Below are 23326 nucleotides of genomic sequence, written 5' to 3'. Positions count from 1 at the left end.
TGAACCTGCGGGATAATGCATAAATCTTGTACTTTTCGTATGCAGAATAGCTATTACATTCGCCGTCATCTGGTATGATGAGATGGTAAGCAAAAAATATAATAGATGGATAACGCATATCATGGTAATTAAGGCTCAAAGCCCCGCCGGATTCGCAGAAGAGTATATTGTTGAAAGCATCTGGAACAACCGTTTTCCGCCCGGCTCGATTTTACCGGCAGAGCGCGAGTTATCTGAGCTGATCGGGGTCACCCGTACCACACTGCGTGAGGTATTACAGCGGCTGGCGCGTGATGGCTGGCTGACTATTCAGCATGGTAAACCCACCAAGGTGAATAACTTCTGGGAAACCTCCGGCCTGAATATTCTGGAAACATTAGCTCGGCTTGACCATGACAGTGTCCCGCAACTGATTGATAATCTGCTGTCTGCCCGCACTAACATTTCATCCATTTATATCCGCAGTGCACTGCGCAATAACCCTGAGCGCGCATTAGAGCTGCTGCGCGAAACCGATACGACTGCCGATACGGCGGATGCCTATACCGATTTGGACTACCGTATTTTCCAAGGTTTAGCATTTGCATCCGGTAACCCAATTTATGGTCTGATCATCAACGGCCTGCGTGGGTTGTATACCCGTGTTGGCTTGTACTACTTCTCTAATGTGGATGCCCGTCGTCTGGCGGCCAAGTTCTACGGTGAGCTGGCGGACATGTGTGAGCGCAAAGAGCTGGAAAGCATCTTTACGCTGGTGCGTCAGTATGGCATCGACAGTGGCTTGATTTGGCACGGTATGCGCGCTGATATCCCATCAGATATCGCGGAATTGCGCCGTTAAACAACGCGGAATCAGTAAACTGCGCCAGAAGATGCAAGACCGATAAAGAAGAAAGTTAAACAAGAAAGCGAAACAAAAAAGGTGAGTCACAGACTCACCTTTTTTATATTTTACGTTTTATGCCGGTCAGTGACGATGTTCGCGAATCTTTGCGATAAGCTGCTTACAGCGTTGCTTGCACGCGATCTATTAGCTTGGCATTGGTCTCAAGTTAAATCTGAAACCCGCTTTCACCGGTACGTGGCGGACAGCGTTCGATAATATCGGCTTTACCATCTAGCCCCACTTCTTCCAGATAGACATCAAAGCCCCATAATCGGTAGATATGCTTCATCACCTCTTTGCGACTTTTCGCCAGTGGGATCCGATCGTGCATCACATGACGCAGGGTGAGTGAACGATCGCCGCGCAGTGCCACATTCCAGATTTGCACGTTCGGCTCCAGATTGCTCAGGTTGTATTGCGCCGATAATGCCTCGCGAATATGACGATAACCTTCATCATTGTGGATCGCTGGGATCTCCAGATAGTTATTGCGATCGTTATCCAGCACGGCGAAGAACTTGAAGTCACGCATCACTTTCGGGGACAAAAACTGGCTGATAAAGCTCTCGTCCTTAAAGTTGTTCATGGCAAAGTGCAGGGTTTCCAACCAGTCACTGCCGGCAATGTCAGGGAACCAGCGTCGATCTTCCTCGGTCGGCTCCTGACAGATGCGTTTGATATCTTGGAACATGGCAAAACCGAGCGCATACGGGTTGATGCCACTGTAGTACTTACTGTTGTAGGGCGGTTGATACACCACATTGGTGTGGCTGTGCAAAAACTCAAACATGAAGCGATCAGTGAGTTTTCCCTCATCGTACAGATGATTCAAAATGCTGTAGTGCCAGAATGTGGCCCATCCCTCATTCATCACTTGCGTTTGTTTTTGCGGATAAAAATATTGGCTGACTTTCCGCACGATCCGCACGATTTCACGCTGCCATGGCTCTAGCAGTGGGGCGTGCTTTTCAATGAAGTAGAGCAGGTTTTCTTCCGGCTCGGGCGGGAAGCGTGTTTGAATCAGTTCACTGTCTTTTTCCCGCCGCGGAATAGTGCGCCACAGCTCATTGACCTGACTTTGCAGATACTCTTCGCGGTTTTTCTGGCGCGCCTTTTCCTCTTGCAGAGAGATTTTCTGCGGTCGTTTATAGCGGTCGACCCCGTAGTTCATCAAGGCATGACAGGAATCGAGGATTTTCTCTACTTCATCGACGCCATATTTCTCTTCGCAATCAGAAATATAGTGTTTGGCAAACAGCAGATAATCAATGATAGAGCTGGCATCCGTCCAAGATTTGAACAGATAGTTGTTTTTGAAAAACGAGTTATGTCCATAGCAGGCGTGAGCAATCACTAATGCCTGCATAGTGATGGTGTTCTCCTCCATCAAGTAGGCAATACATGGATTGGAGTTAATCACGATTTCGTACGCTAACCCCATATAGCCGTGCTTATAGTTTTGCTCGGTTTCGATAAATTTGCGCCCGAATGACCAATGGTTGTAGTTAATGGGCATACCGATGCTGGAATAGGCATCCATCATCTGTTCGGCCGTAATAATCTCAATCTGGTTAGGATAGGTGGATAGCCGATACAGCTTAGCCACCCGATCAATCTCTTGGTGATATTGCTCCAGCAGATTGAATGTCCAGTCCGGCCCGTCGGACAGCGGTTGTTCTGTATAGTTTTGCATCCGCACCCCCTGTTAAGCGGCTTGCTTGCGGAAGAGCTCCCGGAATACCGGATAAATGTCTTCAACTGCCCGGATATGCTGCAGCGCAAAGTTCGGAAACTGAGCGTGCAACTGTTCGTATTCGCGCCACAAGGTTTGGTGAGCGCGCCGGGTAATTTCGATGTAGCTGTAGTAGCGAACAAACGGCAAGATTTTCTGCTGCAACAGCTCACGGCAGTGCGGCGAATCATCGGCCCAGTTATCGCCATCCGAGGCTTGGGCGGCATAGATGTTCCACAATGACGCGGGATAGCGTTTTTCCATGATTTCCTGCATCAGGCGCAAGGCACTCGAAACAATGGTGCCGCCGGTTTCTTGCGAATAGAAAAACTCGTGTTCGTCCACCTCTTTGGCTTGGGTGTGATGGCGGATATACACCACCTCCACATTTTTATAAGTCCGCGATAAAAACAGATACAGCAGGATATAAAAGCGCTTGGCGATGTCTTTGGTGGCTTGGTCCATCGAACCGGAAACGTCCATCAGGCAGAACATCACCGCTTGGCTGGAGGGTTCAGGACGGCGCTCGTAGTTTTTGTAGCGCAGGTCAAAGGTATCGATAAAAGGAACGCGGCGAATTTTATCGCGCAGCTCGCTAATCTCGCGCCGAACTTGCTCTTCCTCCAGTGGACGTGCTGGTTCAGTGCGCTCCATGTCGTCGAGCTGTTGCTCGAGCACGCGCAGCTGCTGGCGTTTTACCGCAGTCATAGCAGTGCGCCGAGCCAGTGAGTTACGCAACGAGCGGATAATACTGATATTGGCCGGTACGCCGTTGGCAGTAAATCCGGCGCGATGCGTTTTGTATTCGATCATTTGATTGATCTGGTTTTTCTGCAAATTCGGCAGCTCCAGATCTTCAAACAGCAGATCTAAATACTCATCTTTGGAGATTTGGAAGACAAAATCGTCCTGACCTTCGCCGTCTGGACTGGCTTGCCCCTCACCACCGCCGCCGCCACCTCCGCCGCCTTGTGGACGGTCAATGTGGTCGCCGGCAATAAATTGGTCGTTGCCGGGGTGCACGCGCTCGTGCACCCCGCCTTTGCCTTGGTGTAAAAACGGTTCGCTGATGTCGCGCGACGGAATCGAGATCGATTCTCCACTGTTCACATCAGTGACCGAACGTTTGTTGACTGCGTCTGAAATCGCTTCCTTGATTTGCGACTTGTAACGGCGCAAGAAGCGCTGGCGGTTCACCATGCTCTTGTTTTTGCCGTTCAGTCGGCGATCAATAAAATGCGCCATACGTTCCCCCAACCTTATTCCGCATACGAATTAAGCGGATTTATTAAGCGTAGCTGGTGATCAGGATGATTTGCGTACCCGCAGATACCATTCGCAGAGCAGGCGTACCTGTTTCTTGGTATAGCCTTTCTCCATCATACGGTGCACAAAGTCATCGTGTTTCTTCTGCTCTTCGGTCGAGGTTTTGGTGTTAAATGAAATCACCGGCAACAGCTCTTCAGTGTTGGAGAACATTTTCTTCTCAATTACGGTGCGCAGTTTTTCGTAACTGGTCCAGTTCGGGTTGCGACCACCGTTATGCGCGCGCGCCCGCAGTACGAAATTGACTATCTCGTTACGGAAATCTTTCGGGTTGCTGATACCGGCCGGTTTTTCAATCTTCTCCAGTTCTGCATTTAAGGATGAGCGGTCAAACAGCTGGCCGGTTTCAGGATCGCGGTACTCTTGATCTTGAATCCAGAAATCAGCGTACACCACATAGCGGTCAAAAATGTTCTGGCCGTATTCAGAGTAGGACTCCAGGTAGGCGGTCTGGATCTCTTTGCCGATAAACTCGACATATTTCGGGATCAGGTAGCCTTTGAGGTGCTCCAGATATTTCTCAGCAATTTCTTGCGGGAACTGTTCGCGCTCGATTTGTTGCTCCAGCACGTAGAACAGATGTACTGGGTTGGCGGCCACCTCGCTGTGGTCAAAGTTGAACACGCGAGACAAAATCTTGAACGCAAAGCGGGTCGACAGGCCGTTCATCCCTTCATCGACACCGGCGTAATCGCGGTACTCCTGATAGGACTTGGCTTTCGGATCGGTATCTTTCAGGCTCTCACCGTCATACACCCGCATTTTCGAGTACAGGCTGGAGTTTTCTGTTTCTTTCAAGCGCGACAGGACAGTAAAGCGCGCTAAGGTTTCCAATGTGCCCGGGGCGCAAGGTGAACTGGTCAGCTCGCTATTACGCAGTAATTTGTCATAAATCCGTATCTCATCGGATACACGCAAGCAGTACGGCACCTTGACGATGTAGACACGGTCAAGGAACGCTTCGTTATTCTTGTTGTTACGGAATTGCACCCATTCCGATTCGTTGGAGTGCGCCAAAATAATGCCTTCAAACGGCAGCGCTGACAGACCTTCGGTGCCGTTGTAGTTACCTTCTTGGGTCGCGGTCAGCAGTGGGTGCAGCACCTTAATCGGCGCTTTGAACATCTCCACGAATTCCATCAACCCTTGGTTTGCTCGGCACAGTGCGCCTGAGTAACTGTAGGCATCGGGATCGTGCTGGGCAAAGTGCTCTAACTGGCGAATATCCACTTTACCGACCAGTGAGGAGATATCTTGGTTGTTCTCATCTCCCGGCTCGGTTTTGGCGATGGCGATTTGATCCAAAATGGACGGGCGCACTTTGACCACTTTGAAACGGGTGATATCTCCGCCGAACTCATGCAGGCGTTTAGCCGCCCATGGCGACATGATGTTGCGCAGGTAACGCTTCGGAATGCCATATTCTTCCTGCAAAATGCGGCCATCTTCGTTCACATCAAACAGGCAAAATGGGTGATCGTTGACAGGGCTGCGCACCCCGTTGGCCGTCAGCACATAAATCGGTGTTTGCTGCATTAAGCTCTTTAAGCGCTCGGCCAGTGAGGATTTACCACCACCGACAGGACCCAATAAGTAGAGGATCTGTTTCTTCTCTTCCAGACCTTGCGCTGCGTGTTTGAGATAGGACACGATCTGCTCGATCGACTCTTCCATCCCATAAAACTCTTCAAAAGCCGGATAACGCGCGATCACGCGGTTGGAGAATAAGCGCGACAGGCGTGAATCGGCCGAGGTGTCGATCATGGTAGGCTCACCGATAGCCATCAGCAGCCGTTCAGCCGCATTGGCATACGCACTGTGGTCGTTACGGCAGATATCCAGAAACTCCTGTAAGGAGAATTCTTCATCTTTAGCGGCTTCATAGCGTTGACGGTAGTGATCGAAGATACTCATGGCGATACCCCTCAAGGATGGATGCGAGATGGGAACGCTCTGATTCACTCGCTCTGATTCACTATTGTTACGTTCCCTTCACTAAGCTTAGACGGGTCTGCCGGAATTTCATGCAAATAAAACTAAGTTTTTTAACGCGTTTTTAACACTGTGCTTTAACCAGCGTTATCAGCTGCTTTGGTACAAAATGCAGGCGCGGTCAGAAAACTGCCATAAAAATGTCAGATTGGCAGTAAATCCAAGCATAAAAATGATGTGACGATGAGTAATAAAATCTTCGGCTACAGAGCAGAGCCTGCGATAAAACAGAAAATAGCTTATGAATGACTGCGACAGCTAAACGTGGCAGCTAGATGAGGGTGATGTGTGCGTGGTTCAAGACGGTGGCGGGGAAGTACTAACATAACGCTGCCGATACCTGTGGGTTAAGCAGCGTTACTGAGAAGGCGATATTCGGCCAGTTAGGCGATGCGAATACGTGCCAGCAGCTGGTGGCTATGCTGCGCATTGATGATGGTTGGTGTACCGGCCAGAACGGTTTCCACACACAGCATGGTTTGATAACCGTCATCGGCCATATCGGCCATACCGCGCGCCCCTTCTTTGCCAGGGTTCCACGCTACCACACAGTTATTGCCTTGGTGCTCAACCACAATGACACGCTGGTTGGCTTCATCGTGGATGAACGAGGCTTCTTCGGCGGCCGTGTAGATGCGGTCAATGGCTTCACCCTCTTCGATGGTCAGAACCGGTGCATCTTCCACTTTCTGGCCTTTATTCAGGCTATCAGTGTATTCGCTACCGAGCGCTTCTACGCTAGTTTTACCGATATCACCCACCGCAAAATAGGTGTGCAGAGCACCGGTCAGACGGACTTCTTCATTACTGCTACTGTTCAGACTCAGCGTCAGTTGCTCGCCCACAGAGATCTCTAAGGTCAGCGAGAACGCATGTGGCCAGTAGGCATCGGTTTCTGCGCTGTCCGTCAGGTTTAAGCTCAGGCTCAGCGTCTCATCGCTTTCCTGATGCTGTTGTAATTGCCACGGCAAGTTACGGGCAAAACCGTGCGCCGGTTGGGCAACACGACCAAACCACGGCCAACAGATAGGAATACCGCCACGCAGGGCTTTACCGCTGACAAAAGCTGCCTTTTCGCTTAGCCAAATTACCGGTTGTTGCCCTGTTGGTTGCCACAACAGCAACTGTGCGCCTTGCAGACTTACGGCCGCTTGGGCTTTGGGGTGATCAATAACCAGGATATCCAGCTCCGCATTACGGCGCAGGCTTAACGACGGGGAGAGTTGTTCAATAACAGGCAAAGATAAGAAACGATCCATCATCACATTTCCGTCAGTACAGGGTGTGAGAAAAACCTATAAAAAAAGGCGGCCAGCGCCGCCTTTTTTTCGCTCAATCAAGTATAGATTACTTGGAGATGTGAGCGATCAGATCCAGAACTTTGCTGGAGTAACCCATTTCGTTGTCGTACCAAGATACAACTTTAACGAATTTGTCGGTCAGCTGGATACCAGCTTTAGCGTCGAATACAGAGGTCTGACGCTCACCCAAGAAGTCAGTAGAAACAACTTCGTCTTCGGTGTAGCCCAGAACGCCTTTCATCGCGCCTTGAGAAGCAGCTTTCATTGCTTCACAGATTTCTGCGTAGGTAGCAGCTTTCTTCAGGTTAACGGTCAGGTCAACTACAGATACGTCTGGAGTTGGAACACGGAACGCCATACCAGTCAGCAGGCCTTTCAGCTCAGGGATTACTACGCCTACTGCTTTAGCAGCACCGGTAGAAGATGGGATGATGTTTTGAGCCGCGCCGCGGCCACCACGCCAGTCTTTCGCAGATGGACCGTCAACAGTCTTCTGAGTAGCAGTAGTCGCGTGAACGGTAGTCATCAGACCAGATTCGATACCGAAGGTGTCGTTCAGTACTTTAGCGATTGGTGCCAGGCAGTTAGTGGTGCAAGATGCGTTAGAAACGATGTCTTGGCCAGCATAAGTGTCGTGGTTAACACCCATTACGAACATTGGGGTAGCGTCTTTAGACGGGCCAGTCAGAACAACTTTCTTAGCACCAGCAGCGATGTGCTTACGTGCAGTTTCGTCAGTCAGGAACAGACCAGTTGCTTCGGCAACAACGTCAACACCGATTTCGCCCCAACGCAGGTTAGCAGGATCACGCTCAGCGGTAACGCGAACAGTTTTGCCGTTTACAACCAGGTTGCCGTCTTTAACTTCAACGGTACCGTTGAAGCGACCGTGGGTAGAGTCGTACTTCAGCATGTAAGCCATGTACTCAACGTCGATCAGGTCGTTGATACCAACAACTTCGATGTCAGAACGCTCACAAGCCAGACGGAATACGAAACGACCGATACGGCCAAAACCGTTAATACCTACTTTGATAGACATATGCATTCACCAACTAAAATGTTCGTTGATTAAAAGATGGTTGTAAACTTACAAAAACCCTACAAACCGTCAAGAGGAAATGTGTCAAACTTTGCAGAAACTCATAAAGAAAGACAGATTTCTTCTTTTCCATCTCATTCATTCCTTGCTTATTTAAGCATGCTGAATCGATAGAGCTACCTAGTATAGTCAGTTTTGATTTGTTTATTGTGATTACAATCACGTTTCTTGGCGTGATAAGCAAATGTAACTCACTTTCACCTTATTTTTCAGTAAATTTAACCGCCAGTAATCGCGGGTAATGCGAGCGGGCATGCGCTTTCTGCCACGGTGTTGGGGTTACTCTCTGGGCTTCACAAGAAGCCATCAAAGCGCACCTATGGCAGCGGCGGGTAACCAGTATTTGCCGCTTCGCGTTGCCGAGCACATATCGCGCTTAATTTGCATCTTACGATGGGGCACTACGCGGCTGAGCCGACGGTCAAAAAAAGATAACGCTTCATTATGTACTATAAAATTCGATGAGTGAAAGTATGAGGGAAAATATGGCAGATAAGAGATCACCTTTGCGCAGCTTAACCCCGGAGCAACATCGGGTATGTCGCGAGCAGGGGACTGAAGCGCCGTTTTCCGGACGCTTACTGCATAATCGCAAAAACGGCGTATACCACTGTGTGTGCTGTGATCGCCCCTTGTTTACCTCGGATGCCAAGTTTGATTCCGGTTGCGGCTGGCCAAGTTTTAGTGCGCCGTTCAGTGAGGATTCGGTGCGCTATGTGAATGATTTTAGTCACGGAATGCAGCGGGTAGAGATCCGTTGCCGGCATTGTGATGCCCATTTAGGGCATGTGTTTACCGATGGGCCGGCGCCGCGCGGTGAGCGCTATTGTTTGAACTCGGTGGCACTGAGTTTTGTCGATAAAGATACCGGTGAAGTGACTGAAGGCTAAGCCACGGTTTTGCTGACAGTACCGCGTCGGCGATGTCAGCGCTGTATATCGGCCATGACGGATGTAAAGGATTTAACACAACAATCAGTGATTTCAGGAGTGAAAACATGCATGTGGACAGTCTGATTTCGGCGATGACGCCGGAGGTGTATGAACGCTTGCGGCAGGCGGTGGAAACCGGAAAATGGGCCGACGGTACGGCGCTGACCGAGGTACAAAAAGAGACCAGCTTGCAAGCGGTGCTGATTTGGCAGGCGCGCAACAACCCCGACCCACAGCACATGACCATTGGCCCGGATGGCTTGCTGGTGATGAAATCCAAGGCCGAGTTAAAGCGCGAATTTACGCCAGAGCAGGTGATCCCGACCTGTTCGGTGTCGGATGAGTAATTGATTACGGCGCGATTGTGTCGCCGTAAGTTGTTAATTGCAAGAAGCCGGTTAATGCCCTTAACCGGCTTCTTGTTTGTGCGGCGCTTTTACCTTTTCAATACGCAGAACTTCAACACGCGCAGCGGAAAGATAAGGCTTAGCGAGGTAGGGGATTAATCTGCGCTTAGCTCACCACGCAAATCTTGTTGCATCAGGTGGCGAATCTCATCGGCACTGAACTCTTGGCTTAGCAGGAAATGCAGTTTGGCCAAGGCCGCTTCCATGGTCATGTCATAGCCACTGATCACGCCCGCTTGCGCCAGCGCATTGCCGGTCGCGTAGCCTTCCATATTTACTTTGCCGGAGAAGCATTGGGTCAGGTTGACCACGATAATGCCGCGTCGCGCCGCTTCATGCAGTTCATCTAACAATTGGGCGTTTTGTGGCGCGTTACCAACACCGTAGGAGCGTAGAATCAGTGCTTTTACTGGCTGGCGTAGGAAGTTACGCACCACTTCATGTGAAATTCCCGGATAGAGGGATACCACTCCAATGGGTTGCGGCGTAATCGGGTGCAAACTTAAGGTGCTACCGCTGACCGTCAGGGTACTTTTGGTGATCTGACGGATGTTGATTCCCACTTCGGTTAAGATAGGGAAGTTTGGTGACGCAAAAGCATCAAAGCCATCGGCGTGGGCCTTGGTGGTACGATTACCGCGAAACAGCTTGTTGTTGAAAAAAAGCGTCACTTCATTGATTGGGTAATTGGCGGCCAGATACAGGGCGTTGAGCAGGTTGGTTTGGCCATCGGAGCGCAGCTCGGCCAGTGGGATCTGTGAGCCGGTAATGATCACCGGTTTATTCAGATTTTCCAGCATAAATGAGAGCGCTGAGGCGGTGTAGGCCATGGTATCGGTGCCATGCAGGATCACGAAGCCATCGTAGTTATCGTAATTGGCATAGATATCATCGGCGATCCGCTGCCAGTCAGCCGGAGTCATGTCAGATGAGTCAATCAGCGGACAATACTCATGGATACTAAATGCTGGCATTTCACTGCGGTGAAACTCCGGCATCTGTTCCAGTTGTTTTTGCATGTAACCCGATACCGGAATATACCCGTGATCAGAACGCTGCATACCGATAGTTCCGCCGGTATAGGCTACATAAATCGATTTCTTCTGCATAAAAATCCGCTGCTAACTTCTGCTAGGTAAACAGGCATCTGCTGCCTGCCTTAAGGGCTGACCTGATAATGTTCAGGAGAATACGCTTATTATCTGCCTGATTATAGAAGAGTCTATGGTGAAAAAAAGCCCGGAGAGTCCGGGCTTTTGCATTTATTGTGCGGGTCTTGCGGTGCGTCAATTAACGCACGCGAAAAGACCAAAGAATCGCACTCACTTAGGTCAAATTACCGCAGTTGAGGCAGAACGCATAGCGACCGTATGGATCGTTAAACTCGGTCAGCATGCGGGTTTGCTCTTGCCACATTTTTAGCGTCTGCATCAATGGGGCGGGTACACCGCTGGCTGACGGCAGCACGGCCTGCAGTTGTGCGGTGAATTGCGACAAAATCAGATCGCGAGTCGATGGCTGCTGTTGGATCCAGCTCAGCTGCACTTTATCCAGCTTAGCCAGTTCGGCAGCTTTTTCGATCGCGGTGTCGAAGTCACCGAGCTCATCGACCAGTCCGTTTTGCTTGGCATCCACACCCAGCCAGACTTGGCCTTGCGCGATTTTATCGACATTCGCCACGCTCATCTTACGGCCTTGCGCTACCAAGCTCAGGAACTGGCTGTAGCCACGGTTAATCGACATCTGGATCAGCTCACTCACTTGTGGATTGAGTGCTTTGGTCACTGAAAGGTCAGCTAACGGGCCGGTCGCGACACCATCGGTATTGACGCCGATACTGCCGAGGGTGTTTTCAAAGGTATTGAGCACCCCGAAAATCCCGATGGAGCCAGTAATGGTGTTCGGGTTAGCGACAATGTAGTTGGCATCGGCAGAGATCCAGTAACCGCCAGAGGCAGCCATTGAGCCCATGGAGATCACCACTGGCTTGCCGGCATTTTTCAGCGCAACCACTTCGTTACGGATGATTTCGGAGGCAAAGGCGCTACCGCCAGGGCTGTCAACGCGCAGAACCACAGCTTTGATTTTGCTGTCGGTGCGTGCTTGGCGCAGCAGATCGGCAGTACTGTCGCCGCCGATGGTCCCCGGCTGTTGGATACCATCCATGATGGCACCGCTGGCGATGATCACAGCGATATTACCGTCACGCGGGGTGCGATCCATTGGGTTCGCGGCCAGATAATCATTCAGCGTGGTGTAGTTGAAGTCCTGCGCCGTTTTGTCCAAGCCAAAGGTTTTGGTCAGAAGCAGATTCATTTGCTGACGGGTAACCAGCTTATCCACCAGCTTGTGTTGCAACGCGTATTCAGCTTGATCGCCGCCAAATTGGGCCAGATTTTTGATCAGCGTATCGGCATCCGGCACCAATGTAGACGGATGTTGATTACGGTTACCGGCAATGTCTCCGCGGATGTTTTGCCACATCAAGTTCAACCAGCGGCTGGTATTTTCGCGCGCTTCTGGCGACATATCGCTACGGATAAAAGGCTCCACGGCCGATTTGTAGGTGCCGACGCGGAAAACATGGGTGCTGACTTTGAGCTTATCCAACAAATCTTTGTAGTACAGGGCATTCATGCCAAGGCCATTGAGGGCTACGCCGCCTTGTGGCGACATATACACTTCGTTGGCATAACTGGCTAAATAATATTGAGTTTGCGAGTAGGTATCGGCGTAGGCGTATACCTTCTTACCGCTTTCGCGAAACTCTTTCAGAGCCTTACCGATGTATTCCACCGATGGCACGCTGGCCGCGTTAAGGTTATTCAAAAACATCACAATCCCTTTGATGTTTTTGTCATCTTTGGCTTGGCGAATTGCATCGACAATATCAAAGACCGAATTTTCTGCCAGCGGTGTGCTGCTACCCAGCAGTTCGCGACTCAGTTGTTGGAAGGGATTGGAAAAGCGCGGCTCTTCCACAATCACACCAGACAAATCCAGCAGCAGCGCACCTTGCTTGACTACTGGAGTACTAGGTTTGAGAAAGCCGTAAATCGCTACGCCGATCAGTACCACTACGACCAGCATCAGATTCAGTGCGGCCTGACGGATAAAGTTAATAATCCGCCAGGTCCAGGTAAACAGGTTGGCAACCAGTCGCCACAATAAGCGCATGGAGTCTCCATCAGGGTTAACATGAGGTATGAAGTGGCTATCCTATCGCTTTCTCACGTAAAGATCAGCTGACACGGCAGTGCTCACGTTTTAAGTAAGCATAGTCATACAGTGATTTGTTTAACGAATGTAAACAAAATGTTTGCCGTTATTCATTGCCTTTCGTAGACTGGTCAGACCATGACGAAAAGGACCCGACATCATGTCTCACTATCCTCATCTGCTTGCTCCCCTTGATTTGGGATTTACTCAGCTGCGTAATCGCGTGCTGATGGGCTCCATGCACACTGGGCTGGAAGAGATGCGCGGCGGTTTTGACAAACTGGCTGCCTTTTACCGGCGGCGCGCAGAAGGGGGTGTTGGCTTGATTGTAACGGGTGGCATGGCACCTAATTTTCGCGGCCGTTTAGTGCCGCACGGGGCGCAGCTGAGCTTCCCGTGGCAAATCAGTAAACACCGCCGCATTACTCAAGCTGTGCATGAGGGCGGAGGGAAAATTTGTCTGCAAATTCTGCATGCTGGCCGTTATGCGATGCATCCGTTTGCGGTTGCGCCGTCGGCGCTGCAAGCACCGATTACGCCGTTTAAGCCCAAAGCGATGTCGGAGCGACAAATCCGCGGCACCATCCGTGATTTTGCCATGACTGCGTTGCTGGCTCGTGAGGCCGGTTACGATGGGGTGGAAGTCATGGGGTCGGAAGGCTATCTCATCAATCAATTTTTGTGCACGCGCACCAATCAGCGTCAGGATGAGTGGGGCGGGAGTTTCGCCGGTCGTAGCCGTTTCGCGGTAGAGATTGTCAAAGCGATCCGTGAACGGGCGGGGCACGATTTCATCATCATCTTCCGCTTATCGATGCTGGATTTGGTCGAGCAAGGCAGCAGTTGGAGTGAAGTGATTGCGCTGGCCAAAATGCTGGAGCAAGCAGGCGTGACCTTGCTGAATACCGGTATTGGTTGGCATGAAGCGCGGATCCCAACCATTGCCACCAGCGTGCCACGGGGCGCGTTCAGTTGGGTGACCGCACGTCTGCGATCGGAAGTGTCTATTCCACTGATCACCACCAACCGAATTAACACGCCGGAAGTGGCGGAGTCTATTTTGCAGCGCGGCGATGCCGATATGGTGTCGATGGCCAGACCGTTTTTGGCTGATCCTGATTTTGTTAAAAAAGCCGCACAGGGCGAAAGTCAGCGTATCAATACCTGTATCGCCTGTAATCAGGCCTGTTTGGATCATATCTTTGCCGGTAAGCGCGCGACCTGTTTGGTCAACCCACAAGCTGCCTATGAAACCGAGTTGGTGTATGTGCGCAGCGCAAAACCGAAAAAAGTGGCGGTGGTTGGTGCCGGTCCGGCGGGATTATCCGCCGCCTGTGTAGCGGCGGAGTGTGGTCATGCGGTGACCTTGTTCGAGCAAGACAGCGTGATTGGCGGGCAATTTAACTATGCTAGCCAAATCCCCGGTAAAGAAGAGTTCAAAGAAACATTGCGCTACTTTGCCCAGCGCGTGCAAGAACTCGGCATTGATGTGCGCTTAGGGCAACGGGTCTTAGCCGAAGCCCTCAGTGATTTTGATGAGGTGATCATCGCCACCGGTATTGTGCCGCGCATTCCGAAAATTGCCGGGATCGCGCATCCGAAAGTGCTGAGCTATCTGGATGTGCTGCGCCACCATCGCCCGGTCGGACAGAAAGTTGCCATCATCGGTGCCGGAGGTATTGGCTTTGATGTCGCGGAATATTTGGTGTCGGGCGGAGATTCGGTGACCTTGAGCCCGGATCGTTGGCTACGTGAGTGGGGGGTGGATAAAGAGGTGCGCGAGCGCGGTGGTTTGCTACCGGCCGAAGCGCCACATCCTGCGCGCGAAATTTGGCTCTTGCAGCGTAAGAGCAGCAAAGTCGGTGCGAGCCTTGGTAAAACCACCGGCTGGATCCACCGCGCTAGCTTGCAAAAGTATCAGGTCAACATGCATTCGGGTGTCGAGTATCAGCGTGTGGATGATGATGGGCTACATGTGGTGATGAATGGCCAAGCGCACGTGTTGCCGGTCGATAATGTGATTTTGTGTACGGGGCAAGAGCCGTTACGCGAGCTGGCCGATCAGCTGATCATGCTTGGCGGTAGACCACATGTGATTGGTGGCGCGGATGTAGCGGCTGAGCTGGATGCTAAACGCGCAATTCGCCAAGGAGCGGAAGTGGCGTCGCGTTTGTAACGGTTCGGACAGCGGTGGCGATAGGGTGCTGGCGCGGTAAAAATGACGCTGGCTGATGCTAGTAAGAACTATTCGTACTGGTGGTTATTCGTGTTAAGCTGCGAATCATTATCATCAAGCATGTATCGCTTTCATTTTTGAAGCAGGGAGTATTCTATGCTGGCTCTGGATTTGCTGCTTAACCGTCGTTCTTCATCACGCCTGCAAGCGCCGGCACCGTCGGGGGAAGCGCTGGAGAATATTATTCGCGCCGGTATGCGCGCGCCGGATCATGGCGCATTGCAGCCGTGGCGTTTTACCCTGATTCAAGATGCGGGATTGCAGCGGTTCAGTGATTTATTGGTACAGATAGCGCAAGAAGATGGCGAGCCTGCCGAGGTGATCGATAAATCGCGTAATGCGCCGTTTCGCGCGCCGCTGATTATTGCCGTGGTCGCCCACTGTACCGAACACCATAAAGTGCCGCATTGGGAGCAGGTTTTATCAGCTGGTTGCGCGGTACAAGCGATGCAGATGGCCGCCTTTGCGCAAGGTTTTGGTGGGATCTGGCGGAGCGGCAAGTGGTGTGAAGATGCTCGCATTAAAGCGGCGTTTGATTGCCGCGAGCAGGACGAAATTGTCGGTTTTTTGTATCTCGGTACTCCGCTGATTGCCCCGCAAAAGGTCAAATCACCAGACATTAGCCCGTTTATCAGACAATTCTAGTCATCATTTTTGAGCATCTGACGCGGTGCGCGCTTATAATGGGCGCATTGCGTGTTTGCACACGCCTGTCATTATTGGTCTTTTTGGTGATAGGACGCCTTTCCCATGGAAAAAATCCGTTTAACCCAGTACAGCCACGGCGCGGGCTGTGGGTGTAAAATCTCGCCTAAAGTGCTGGATACCATCTTGCACTCGGAACTGCAAAAATTCACTGACCCTAATCTGCTGGTCGGTAACGAAACCAAAGACGATGCCGCCGTGTATGACATCGGTAATGGGGTCGGCATTATCAGTACCACTGACTTTTTCATGCCGATTGTCGATGATCCGTTTGATTTTGGCCGCATTGCTGCCACTAACGCCATCAGTGACGTGTATGCCATGGGCGGTAAGCCGATCATGGCTATCGCCATTCTTGGCTGGCCAATTGCCAAACTGCCGGCGGAAGTCGCGCAGAAAGTGATCGACGGTGGTCGTCATGCTTGCCAACAGGCAGGTATTGCCTTGGCCGGTGGTCACTCTATCGATGCGCCAGAGCCCATTTTTGGTCTGGCGGTGACCGGTATGGTTGATACGGCGCTGGTGAAGAAAAACTCCGCCGCAGAAGCCGGTTGCCAGCTGTTCTTAACTAAACCGCTGGGCATCGGCGTGCTGACGACCGCAGAGAAAAAAGGTCTGCTGCGTCCTGAGCATGTGGGTTTGGCCACTGAAACCATGTGCCAGATGAACAAGCCGGGCGCTGATTTTGCGCACATTGATGGCGTTACCGCGATGACCGACGTCACCGGTTTCGGTCTGTTGGGTCATTTAAGCGAAATCTGCCAAGGCTCTGGCCTGCAAGCGACCGTATGGTTTGATGCCGTACCTAAGCTGGATGCAGTAGAAGAGTACATAACTGCCGGTTGTGTACCGGGCGGTACAACCCGCAACTTTGACAGCTATGGCCATCTGATTGCCCCGATGACCGATATGCAGCGCAGCTTGCTGTGCGATCCACAAACCTCCGGTGGTTTGCTGCTGGCGGTGCGCCCAGATGCGGTGGAAGCGGTACAGAAAGTGGCTGCGCAACATAACCTGACGCTGAGTGCGATCGGTGAAGTGCATGCGGGTCAAGGTGAACATCTGATTGAGGTCACGTCATGCCGCGGTTAAATGCAGCCGAAGTGGATTTTCGCGCGCTGTTTTTAGCCGATACCCCGCTGATGGATGTGCGGGCTCCGGTAGAGTATTTGCAAGGGGCATTTCCGACTTCGGTCAATTTGCCGCTGATGAACGATCGCGAACGTGAAGCGGTCGGGATTTGTTATAAAGAAGAGGGGCCGGATGAGGCCCTGCGCCTAGGTCACAAGCTGGTTCGCGATGATGTGAAAGCCGCACGTCTGGCGGCGTGGACGGCGTTTTGCCATACCCACCCGACCGGTTACATGTACTGTTTCCGTGGCGGCCAGCGTTCGCATATCACCCAAGCGTGGCTCAAAGAAGCCGGCGTTGACTACCCGCTGATTGAAGGGGGTTACAAGGCGCTGCGCCGCTTTCTGATGGAGCAAACCGTGGAAGCCGCTAAGCTGCCGATGATGCTGATTGGCGGTAATACCGGTAGCGGTAAAACCCGACTGATCAAGGCGCTGCCAAACGGCGTGGATTTGGAAGGGGCGGCACGCCATCGTGGTTCGTCGTTTGGTCGTATGGTGGCCGAGCAAGCCACGCAAATTGGTTTTGAAAACCAGTTGGCGGTGGATCTGCTCAAGTGTCTGGATCGCGGTCTGGGCTCGCTGGTGCTGGAAGACGAAGGCCGTATTATCGGCTCGGCGCATGTGCCGCTGGAGCTGTATCAGTCGATGACCGAAGCCAAGATTGCGGTTATTCACGATCCGGTGGATGTGCGTTTGATTCGTCTGCGCGAAGAGTATGTCGATTTCATGCTGGACGGTTTTTGTAAAGTCTACGGCGAACAACACGGCTGGATGCAGTTTGCCGATTACTTGCGCCATGGTCTGTTTGGCATTCGTAAACGTCTGGGCATGACTCGTTTCCAAGAGATCACCGAGTTGCTGGAATCGGCGCTGGTCGAGCATCAGCAAGGGCAGTCCGCCGATGTTCACTTGCGTTGGCTGGAGCCTCTGCTGGTGGAATATTACGATCCGATGTACCAGTATCAGTTGTCGAAAAAAGCCGATCGGATCGGTTTTACCGGCACCTATCAGGAAGTAGAAGATTTCCTGCGCAGTAATACCGCTCCGTAAGCGGCCTTGTACACCGATACCGATAAGGAAGTGAATGCGTCTTTTCATTGCAGAGAAACCGAGTCTCGGTCGGGCAATTGCGGATGTGCTGCCCAAGCCGCACCGTAAGCAGGATGGTTACATTGAGTGCGGCGAGGGCAATGTGGTCAGCTGGTGTATCGGTCACCTGCTGGAGCAAGCTCCGCCAGATGCCTATGGCGAGCAGTACGCGCGCTGGAATCTGGCGCATCTGCCGATTGTGCCGCAAAAATGGCAACTGTTGCCGAAAGCCTCGTCGCGCAAGCAGCTCAATGTGCTTAAGGCTCTGGTCAAAAAGGCCAGTGATATCGTGCATGCTGGTGACCCGGACCGCGAAGGGCAACTACTGGTGGATGAGGTGCTGGAATATCTGGCGTTGCCGCAAGAGCAGATGCAGCGCATCCAACGCTGCTTGATTAACGACCTCAACCCGTCGGCCGTGACGCGTGCGATTGGCCGTTTGCGCTCTAACCGCGAGTTTATTCCGCTGTGCGTTTCCGCACTGGCACGCGCGCGGGCCGATTGGCTGTACGGCATGAACATGACCCGCGCCTATACCCTGCTGGGCCAGCGCGCCGGTTACCAAGGCGTGTTGTCGGTTGGTCGAGTGCAAACCCCCATCTTAGGCTTGGTGGTGCGCCGTGATGAAGAGATAGAGCATTTTGTCCCGCGTCCGTACTATGAAGTGCGGGCGCACATTATTACGCCGGCCGAGGAAACTTTTACCGCGCAGTGGCAGCCTAGTGAAGCCACTGAGCCGTATCAAGATGAAGACGGCCGGATCATCAGCCAGAAATTGGCTGAGCATGTGGCGCAGAAAATTAGTGGCCAACCGGCGATTGTGGATGAGTATGAAGACAAGCGGGAAAAAGAGCTGCCGCCGTTACCATACTCATTGTCGGCGTTGCAGATTGATGCGGCCAAAGCGTTTGGCATGAGCGCCCAGCAGGTGCTGGATGTCTGCCAAAAACTGTATGAAACCCACAAACTGATCACCTATCCACGTTCTGATAGCCGCCACTTACCGACCGAGCATTTTGCCGATCGGCATAGCGTATTGGGGGCGATGGAAGTGCATGCGCCAAGTCTGAAAATCGATGGCGCCGGTTTTGACCCATCGCGCCGAGGGCGTTGCTGGGATGACAGCAAAGTGGATGCGCACCATGCGATTATCCCGACTTCGCGTAACAAACCGGCGTCCTTAAGCTCGGATGAGCATAAAATCTACACGCTGGTGGCACGTCAGTATCTCATGCAGTTTTGCGCCGATGCAGAATATCGCAAATGCCGGATCCGGTTATTGATTGATGGCGGCCGCTTTCAAGCGCAGGCGCGTAACTTGCAAATTGCTGGTTGGAAGACCTTGATTGGCAAGCAAGATGACGACGGAGATGAAGAGAGCAGCGCGCCATTGCCGCAGGTGAGCAAAAACGATGAGCTACTGTGTCAGCGTGGTGAAGTGCTGAGCAAAGAAACGCAGCCGCCGCGTCCGTTTACCGATGCTACCTTGCTCTCGGCCATGACCGGGATTGCCCGTTTTGTGCAGGATAAAGAGCTGAAAAAAGTGCTGCGCGCTACCGATGGCTTGGGTACGGAAGCGACCCGCGCAGGGATCATCGAGCTGCTGTTTAAGCGTCAGTTTCTGCATAAAAAAGGGCGGGTGATCAACTCCACCCCTGCCGGACGGGCGCTGATCCACAGTCTACCGGATGTTGCCACGCGGCCAGATATGACGGCGCACTGGGAATCGAAGCTCACTGCCATCAGTGAGAAACAGTGCCGCTACAGCGATTTTATGCAGCCACTTGAGCAGCAACTGTATGCCATGATTGAACAGGTGCGTCATGCCTCTCCACCGGCAGCGATGCGGGTCTTGGCCTCGGTGTCTGCAGCGTCATCGGCCGGGAAACGCCAGACCACCGCTAGTCGGCGCACCAGTCGCACGAGTACGAGTCAACATTCTGCCTCGGCGGCCGATACCGATAAGAGTGATAAGGCGATAACGAGCGCCGCAGCGAAAAAAGAGAGCGTTAAGCGTCCTCGTAAGCGTCGGGAGCCCAAACAATAACACGCTGTTGGCGCGATATTCTCAGTCGGCCAGCAACCGTTAAGGAGTTAGGAATGACAATGCGGCAGAGCAATACTCGAAACAACGTGCTGTCACGTGGATTGGCCTTAGCGTTGATGCTAGGCGGCAGTGTGCTGGCTTCGGCACATGCAGAGAGCACGGTGATCAGCACCGGTTCATTGAGCGATGGCGGCGTGTCGGTTAGCAGTGGCGCATCGGGTACTACGATTATCACGTCGGGTAATAGCACCATCTCCTCGGACGGTACGACTATCAGTACATCTGGCATCACTAGCTCGGGGATCAGTACCGGTTCGTTGACTAAACCCGGTCAACCGAGCTGGAATAATGACAACACTCGGCTGAAAGTCGATGTGGATGCCGGAGCCTTGATGCAAGGGCAAGCCTGTTTCTATGCCGATCAGCGTTACTCGCAAGGGGCGGTGTTATCGGTGGGGAATATTTTGATGCGCTGCATCCCGCAAGACCCACAATTTAATAACAGCCCACTGGAATGGCAGGTTTTTACGGGGAATAAAGCACGCTAATTATGTGCTTATCAAAAGCGGTCATTGGGCTTTTGGCTTTGCGTGCTTCAGCGAGCCGGCATCGCCTCAGTGCATTAGTGCTCCAGTAAATTAGAGCATCAGCTAAAACAAACCAGCCTCGTGGTTAATGGCGACTACGAGGCTGGTTTATTTTCAGCTGGAATTATTATTCGTTCTTTATTGGGGATCCGCCTGCATATACTGGCGCAGTGCCGCCACCAGCGGAATATCTGCTGCCGGCATGGCGTAGTCCGCTAATTCGGCGTAGCTGACCCAATGCGCCGCATCATGGCAATGCAATACCGGAGTAATAGCGCTTGGTAAGGTGGCGATATAGCCATGCAGGCGGATAATGCAGTGCTCTTTTTCCACCTCCGCGCAGCCCAGTGATACGCCAATTTCACAGGTTAACGCCAACTCTTCTTGCAGCTCACGACGTAGCGCCTGCTGATGACTTTCGCCTGCCTCAACTTTACCGCCGGGTAGCTCCCACAATCCGCCATCTTGGGCATTTGCAGCGCGCTGTGCCAACAGAACTTGGTTCTGAGCGATGATAGCGGCAGCGACCACTTCAATAATCTTTTTCTCCACCGTACGGCCTTATATCTCCAGAAAGAGGCGGTAATGGTAAGAGATAAAATTAAGACAGAAAATCTTAATTTCCTCCCATCCTTAAATCGTAGTCGACATTAATGGTGAGCGGGCAGTAATACCCACGCCTGATGTGCGTGCTTAATAGTGCAATATGCTGTTACTCGACGGCCAAAATAGCCCAAATGTTTTACCTGATATTAACAAACGATAAAACATACAGTAGTTTTAATAGCGATGGTATCGGGAAGCGAGACGCCCCGTTACCTTAGGATTCACTGCAAGCCCGTAAATGATAAGGATGTTCCGGATGTCTGACGTACCGGCCTTACAGGTTGATGATTTATATAAATCTTTTGGCGCTAATCAGGTGTTGTCAGGAGTCAGTCTGACGGCGCACAAAGGCGATGTGATTTCGATTCTCGGCTCATCGGGGTCTGGCAAGTCGACGTTTTTGCGCTGCATTAACTTATTGGAAATTCCTTCAGCGGGTGAGGTGCGCATTGCCGGTGAATTGATTGCCATGCGAACCAATCGCCGAGGCGAACGACTCCCCGCCGATGACAAACAGGTGCAGCGTTTACGCGCCAAACTGGCCATGGTTTTTCAGAGTTTTAATCTGTGGTCGCACATGACCGTGCTGCAAAACATCATCGAAGCACCGGTGCATGTGCTCGGGGTTCCGCGAGCTGAGGCGATCAGCCGCGCTGAAGCCTTGTTGCAGCGGGTTGGTCTGTATGAGCGACGCGATTACTACCCAGGCCACTTATCGGGTGGACAACAGCAGCGTGCGGGTATCGCTCGCGCCTTGGCGGTGGAGCCTTCGGTATTGTTGTTTGATGAGCCAACCTCGGCATTAGACCCTGAGTTAGTGGGGGAGGTGCTCAGTGTGATGCGTTCGTTGGCCGAAGAGGGGCGCACCATGCTGGTGGTTACGCACGAGATGGCTTTCGCGCGTGAGGTATCCAGTCAGGTGGTCTTTTTGCATCAAGGGCGTATTGAAGAGCAAGGCACGCCAGAAGAGGTTTTTTTACAGACCCGCTCTGAGCGCCTGCGCCGTTTCTTATCGCCTAAGTATTGATTCAAGAACGAAGAACAACGGCGCGCAGGAAATATCCGCAACACAAAAAACCAGCAGACGCGTTGGCAGCATAAGACGCGTCTGACATGTATGACACCGATGCGCTGTGTTTTACCTATTTATGTATGGCGTAAACCGCGCGAGTAAGGGGAAGGAGACGCACGATGGCATGGCTGAATAACAATACTCGACAATCCAAAGGGTTGGTAATGGCGCTGGCGATCGCCGCCACAATGAGCAGCGGTGCGGCGCTGGCTAAAGACTGGAAAGACGTGCGCATTGCGGTGGACGTACCGTATGAGCCTTTTGAATATAAAAAGCCGGATGGCACTCTGACCGGTTTTGAAATTGATTTAGGCAATGCGGTATGTGAGCAAGCCAATCTCAAGTGTGAGTGGGTGGTGCAAGCGTGGGATGGCATTATCCCCGGTCTGCTGGCGCGTAAATACGATGTGATTTTCTCATCCATGTCGATCAACGAAGAGCGCAAAGCCAAAGTGGCGTTCTCTGAGCCGTATTACAACACCCCAAGCGCTTGGTTTGCGGCGAAAGGCTCATCGATTGATCCTGCTAAGCCAGATACGCTGGCTGGCAAACGCATTGGTGTACAGCGCGGAACCATTCAAGACGGCGCGGCGACCAAACAATTTGGCAAAACTGCGCAAATTGTCCGTTATAACACCGGTGACGAAGTGGTTATGGATCTCAAAGGCGGACGCTTGGATGTCGTGCTGCTCGATTTCCCGGTGGGGGAAAGTACGTTGCTGAAAACCGCTGACGGCGATCAGTATGCGCAAGTTGGCGAAAAACAGCAGCTAGGTGACGGAGTAGGCGCGGCGTTTCGTAAAAACGATAACGAGTTGCGCGAGAAATTTAACCAAGCTTTGCAAGCGGTTAAAGATAACGGCACCTACGACAAGATCATGAAGCAATACTTTGATTACAGCGTCAAAAAATAACGCGCGGTAGCGGTTAAGTATTTCACGTAAATGTATCTCA

At 52.0% G+C, this 23326-nt stretch carries 19 protein-coding genes; 11 read left to right on the top strand and 8 right to left on the bottom strand.

The annotated features are described in order from the left end of the window. The first annotated feature begins 121 nt into the window (after positions 1-121). A complete protein-coding gene (gene fadR / locus NCTC9997_RS10365) occupies positions 122-841 on the top strand; it encodes a fatty acid metabolism transcriptional regulator FadR (protein ID WP_010864158.1) in 720 nt (239 codons plus the stop codon). Between the two features lie 211 nt (positions 842-1052). Here fadR and NCTC9997_RS10360 read toward each other — a convergent pair whose 3' ends face one another. From NCTC9997_RS10360 to gap, 5 genes are all read right to left on the bottom strand, one after another. Further along, positions 1053-2579: a SpoVR family protein gene (locus tag NCTC9997_RS10360; RefSeq protein ID WP_039045606.1), complete on the bottom strand. Its 1527-nt coding sequence runs from the start codon at positions 2577-2579 to the stop codon at positions 1053-1055. A gap of 12 nt (positions 2580-2591) precedes the next feature. Next, positions 2592-3863, bottom strand: a complete 1272-nt coding sequence (locus NCTC9997_RS10355; RefSeq protein ID WP_010864156.1) for a YeaH/YhbH family protein — start codon at positions 3861-3863, stop codon at positions 2592-2594. A 60-nt stretch (positions 3864-3923) separates the two neighbouring features. After that, positions 3924-5858 (bottom strand): PrkA family serine protein kinase, encoded by a 1935-nt coding sequence (locus NCTC9997_RS10350; RefSeq protein WP_010864155.1) that lies wholly within the window; start codon positions 5856-5858, stop codon positions 3924-3926. Between the two features lie 461 nt (positions 5859-6319). Next, on the bottom strand, positions 6320-7198 hold the full coding sequence (locus NCTC9997_RS10345; protein ID WP_064978024.1) for a D-hexose-6-phosphate mutarotase: 879 nt from the start codon (positions 7196-7198) through the stop codon (positions 6320-6322). Positions 7199-7283: 85 nt separating this feature from the next. Then, complete coding sequence (gap, locus tag NCTC9997_RS10340; protein ID WP_010864153.1) at positions 7284-8279, bottom strand: type I glyceraldehyde-3-phosphate dehydrogenase; 996 nt, start codon at positions 8277-8279, stop codon at positions 7284-7286. Positions 8280-8824: 545 nt separating this feature from the next. On the opposite strand from gap, the gene msrB reads away from it, so the two are divergent. Both msrB and NCTC9997_RS10330 read left to right on the top strand, forming a co-directional pair. Further along, on the top strand, positions 8825-9229 hold the full coding sequence (gene msrB / locus NCTC9997_RS10335) for a peptide-methionine (R)-S-oxide reductase MsrB (protein WP_039045607.1): 405 nt from the start codon (positions 8825-8827) through the stop codon (positions 9227-9229). A gap of 107 nt (positions 9230-9336) precedes the next feature. Further along, positions 9337-9618, top strand: a complete 282-nt coding sequence (locus tag NCTC9997_RS10330) for a YeaC family protein (RefSeq protein ID WP_010864151.1) — start codon at positions 9337-9339, stop codon at positions 9616-9618. Positions 9619-9773: 155 nt separating this feature from the next. Here NCTC9997_RS10330 and ansA read toward each other — a convergent pair whose 3' ends face one another. Both ansA and sppA read right to left on the bottom strand, forming a co-directional pair. Then, positions 9774-10787, bottom strand: coding sequence for an asparaginase (gene ansA / locus NCTC9997_RS10325; protein WP_010864150.1), 1014 nt, complete (start codon positions 10785-10787; stop codon positions 9774-9776). A 217-nt stretch (positions 10788-11004) separates the two neighbouring features. After that, positions 11005-12855, bottom strand: a complete 1851-nt coding sequence (gene sppA, locus NCTC9997_RS10320; RefSeq protein ID WP_064978023.1) for a signal peptide peptidase SppA — start codon at positions 12853-12855, stop codon at positions 11005-11007. 202 nt (positions 12856-13057) lie between these two features. Between sppA and NCTC9997_RS10315 the strand changes: the two genes are divergently transcribed. From NCTC9997_RS10315 to NCTC9997_RS10290, 6 genes are all read left to right on the top strand, one after another. Then, positions 13058-15073, top strand: coding sequence for an NADPH-dependent 2,4-dienoyl-CoA reductase (locus NCTC9997_RS10315; RefSeq protein WP_064978022.1), 2016 nt, complete (start codon positions 13058-13060; stop codon positions 15071-15073). A gap of 156 nt (positions 15074-15229) precedes the next feature. Beyond that, a complete protein-coding gene (locus NCTC9997_RS10310) occupies positions 15230-15778 on the top strand; it encodes an NAD(P)H nitroreductase (protein WP_064978021.1) in 549 nt (182 codons plus the stop codon). A 105-nt stretch (positions 15779-15883) separates the two neighbouring features. Then, complete coding sequence (gene selD, locus NCTC9997_RS10305; RefSeq protein WP_064978020.1) at positions 15884-16930, top strand: selenide, water dikinase SelD; 1047 nt, start codon at positions 15884-15886, stop codon at positions 16928-16930. Continuing rightward, positions 16918-18021, top strand: a complete 1104-nt coding sequence (gene mnmH / locus NCTC9997_RS10300; RefSeq protein WP_039045612.1) for a tRNA 2-selenouridine(34) synthase MnmH — start codon at positions 16918-16920, stop codon at positions 18019-18021. Before selD ends, mnmH begins: the two co-directional genes overlap by 13 nt. A 34-nt stretch (positions 18022-18055) precedes the next feature. Beyond that, positions 18056-20107, top strand: coding sequence for a DNA topoisomerase III (locus NCTC9997_RS10295; RefSeq protein ID WP_071849699.1), 2052 nt, complete (start codon positions 18056-18058; stop codon positions 20105-20107). Between the two features lie 53 nt (positions 20108-20160). Then, positions 20161-20655 carry a DUF1496 domain-containing protein gene (locus NCTC9997_RS10290; RefSeq protein WP_010864143.1) on the top strand — a complete coding sequence of 165 codons (495 nt, stop codon included), beginning with the start codon at positions 20161-20163 and terminating at the stop codon, positions 20653-20655. 177 nt (positions 20656-20832) lie between these two features. On the opposite strand, the gene NCTC9997_RS10285 is transcribed toward NCTC9997_RS10290, so the two are convergent. Further along, positions 20833-21246: a (deoxy)nucleoside triphosphate pyrophosphohydrolase gene (locus tag NCTC9997_RS10285; protein WP_082935545.1), complete on the bottom strand. Its 414-nt coding sequence runs from the start codon at positions 21244-21246 to the stop codon at positions 20833-20835. Positions 21247-21556: 310 nt separating this feature from the next. Here NCTC9997_RS10285 and NCTC9997_RS10280 point away from each other — a divergent pair, with 310 nt between their 5' ends. Next, complete coding sequence (locus tag NCTC9997_RS10280; protein ID WP_010864141.1) at positions 21557-22327, top strand: ABC transporter ATP-binding protein; 771 nt, start codon at positions 21557-21559, stop codon at positions 22325-22327. Positions 22328-22491: 164 nt separating this feature from the next. Beyond that, a complete protein-coding gene (locus NCTC9997_RS10275; protein ID WP_064978019.1) occupies positions 22492-23286 on the top strand; it encodes a transporter substrate-binding domain-containing protein in 795 nt (264 codons plus the stop codon). Positions 23287-23326 lie beyond the last annotated feature (40 nt).

The sequence above is a fragment of the Plesiomonas shigelloides genome (assembly GCF_900087055.1).
GTDB lineage: Bacteria > Pseudomonadota > Gammaproteobacteria > Enterobacterales > CAMTGL01 > Plesiomonas > Plesiomonas shigelloides.
Note: the sequence above shows the minus strand (reverse complement) of the source record. Positions and strands in the feature narration are given on the sequence as shown.

What these genes read in the sequence shown, in the direction of transcription:
- fadR (WP_010864158.1), top strand. Translation starts at nt 122, where the DNA reads ATGGTAATTAAGGCTCAAAGCCCCGCCGGATTCGCAGAAGAGTATATT.
- NCTC9997_RS10360 (WP_039045606.1), bottom strand. Translation starts at nt 2,579, where the DNA reads ATGCAAAACTATACAGAACAACCGCTGTCCGACGGGCCGGACTGGACA.
- NCTC9997_RS10355 (WP_010864156.1), bottom strand. Translation starts at nt 3,863, where the DNA reads ATGGCGCATTTTATTGATCGCCGACTGAACGGCAAAAACAAGAGCATG.
- NCTC9997_RS10350 (WP_010864155.1), bottom strand. Translation starts at nt 5,858, where the DNA reads ATGAGTATCTTCGATCACTACCGTCAACGCTATGAAGCCGCTAAAGAT.
- NCTC9997_RS10345 (WP_064978024.1), bottom strand. Translation starts at nt 7,198, where the DNA reads ATGATGGATCGTTTCTTATCTTTGCCTGTTATTGAACAACTCTCCCCG.
- gap (WP_010864153.1), bottom strand. Translation starts at nt 8,279, where the DNA reads ATGTCTATCAAAGTAGGTATTAACGGTTTTGGCCGTATCGGTCGTTTC.
- msrB (WP_039045607.1), top strand. Translation starts at nt 8,825, where the DNA reads ATGGCAGATAAGAGATCACCTTTGCGCAGCTTAACCCCGGAGCAACAT.
- NCTC9997_RS10330 (WP_010864151.1), top strand. Translation starts at nt 9,337, where the DNA reads ATGCATGTGGACAGTCTGATTTCGGCGATGACGCCGGAGGTGTATGAA.
- ansA (WP_010864150.1), bottom strand. Translation starts at nt 10,787, where the DNA reads ATGCAGAAGAAATCGATTTATGTAGCCTATACCGGCGGAACTATCGGT.
- sppA (WP_064978023.1), bottom strand. Translation starts at nt 12,855, where the DNA reads ATGCGCTTATTGTGGCGACTGGTTGCCAACCTGTTTACCTGGACCTGG.
- NCTC9997_RS10315 (WP_064978022.1), top strand. Translation starts at nt 13,058, where the DNA reads ATGTCTCACTATCCTCATCTGCTTGCTCCCCTTGATTTGGGATTTACT.
- NCTC9997_RS10310 (WP_064978021.1), top strand. Translation starts at nt 15,230, where the DNA reads ATGCTGGCTCTGGATTTGCTGCTTAACCGTCGTTCTTCATCACGCCTG.
- selD (WP_064978020.1), top strand. Translation starts at nt 15,884, where the DNA reads ATGGAAAAAATCCGTTTAACCCAGTACAGCCACGGCGCGGGCTGTGGG.
- mnmH (WP_039045612.1), top strand. Translation starts at nt 16,918, where the DNA reads ATGCCGCGGTTAAATGCAGCCGAAGTGGATTTTCGCGCGCTGTTTTTA.
- NCTC9997_RS10295 (WP_071849699.1), top strand. Translation starts at nt 18,056, where the DNA reads ATGCGTCTTTTCATTGCAGAGAAACCGAGTCTCGGTCGGGCAATTGCG.
- NCTC9997_RS10290 (WP_010864143.1), top strand. Translation starts at nt 20,161, where the DNA reads ATGACAATGCGGCAGAGCAATACTCGAAACAACGTGCTGTCACGTGGA.
- NCTC9997_RS10280 (WP_010864141.1), top strand. Translation starts at nt 21,557, where the DNA reads ATGTCTGACGTACCGGCCTTACAGGTTGATGATTTATATAAATCTTTT.
- NCTC9997_RS10275 (WP_064978019.1), top strand. Translation starts at nt 22,492, where the DNA reads ATGGCATGGCTGAATAACAATACTCGACAATCCAAAGGGTTGGTAATG.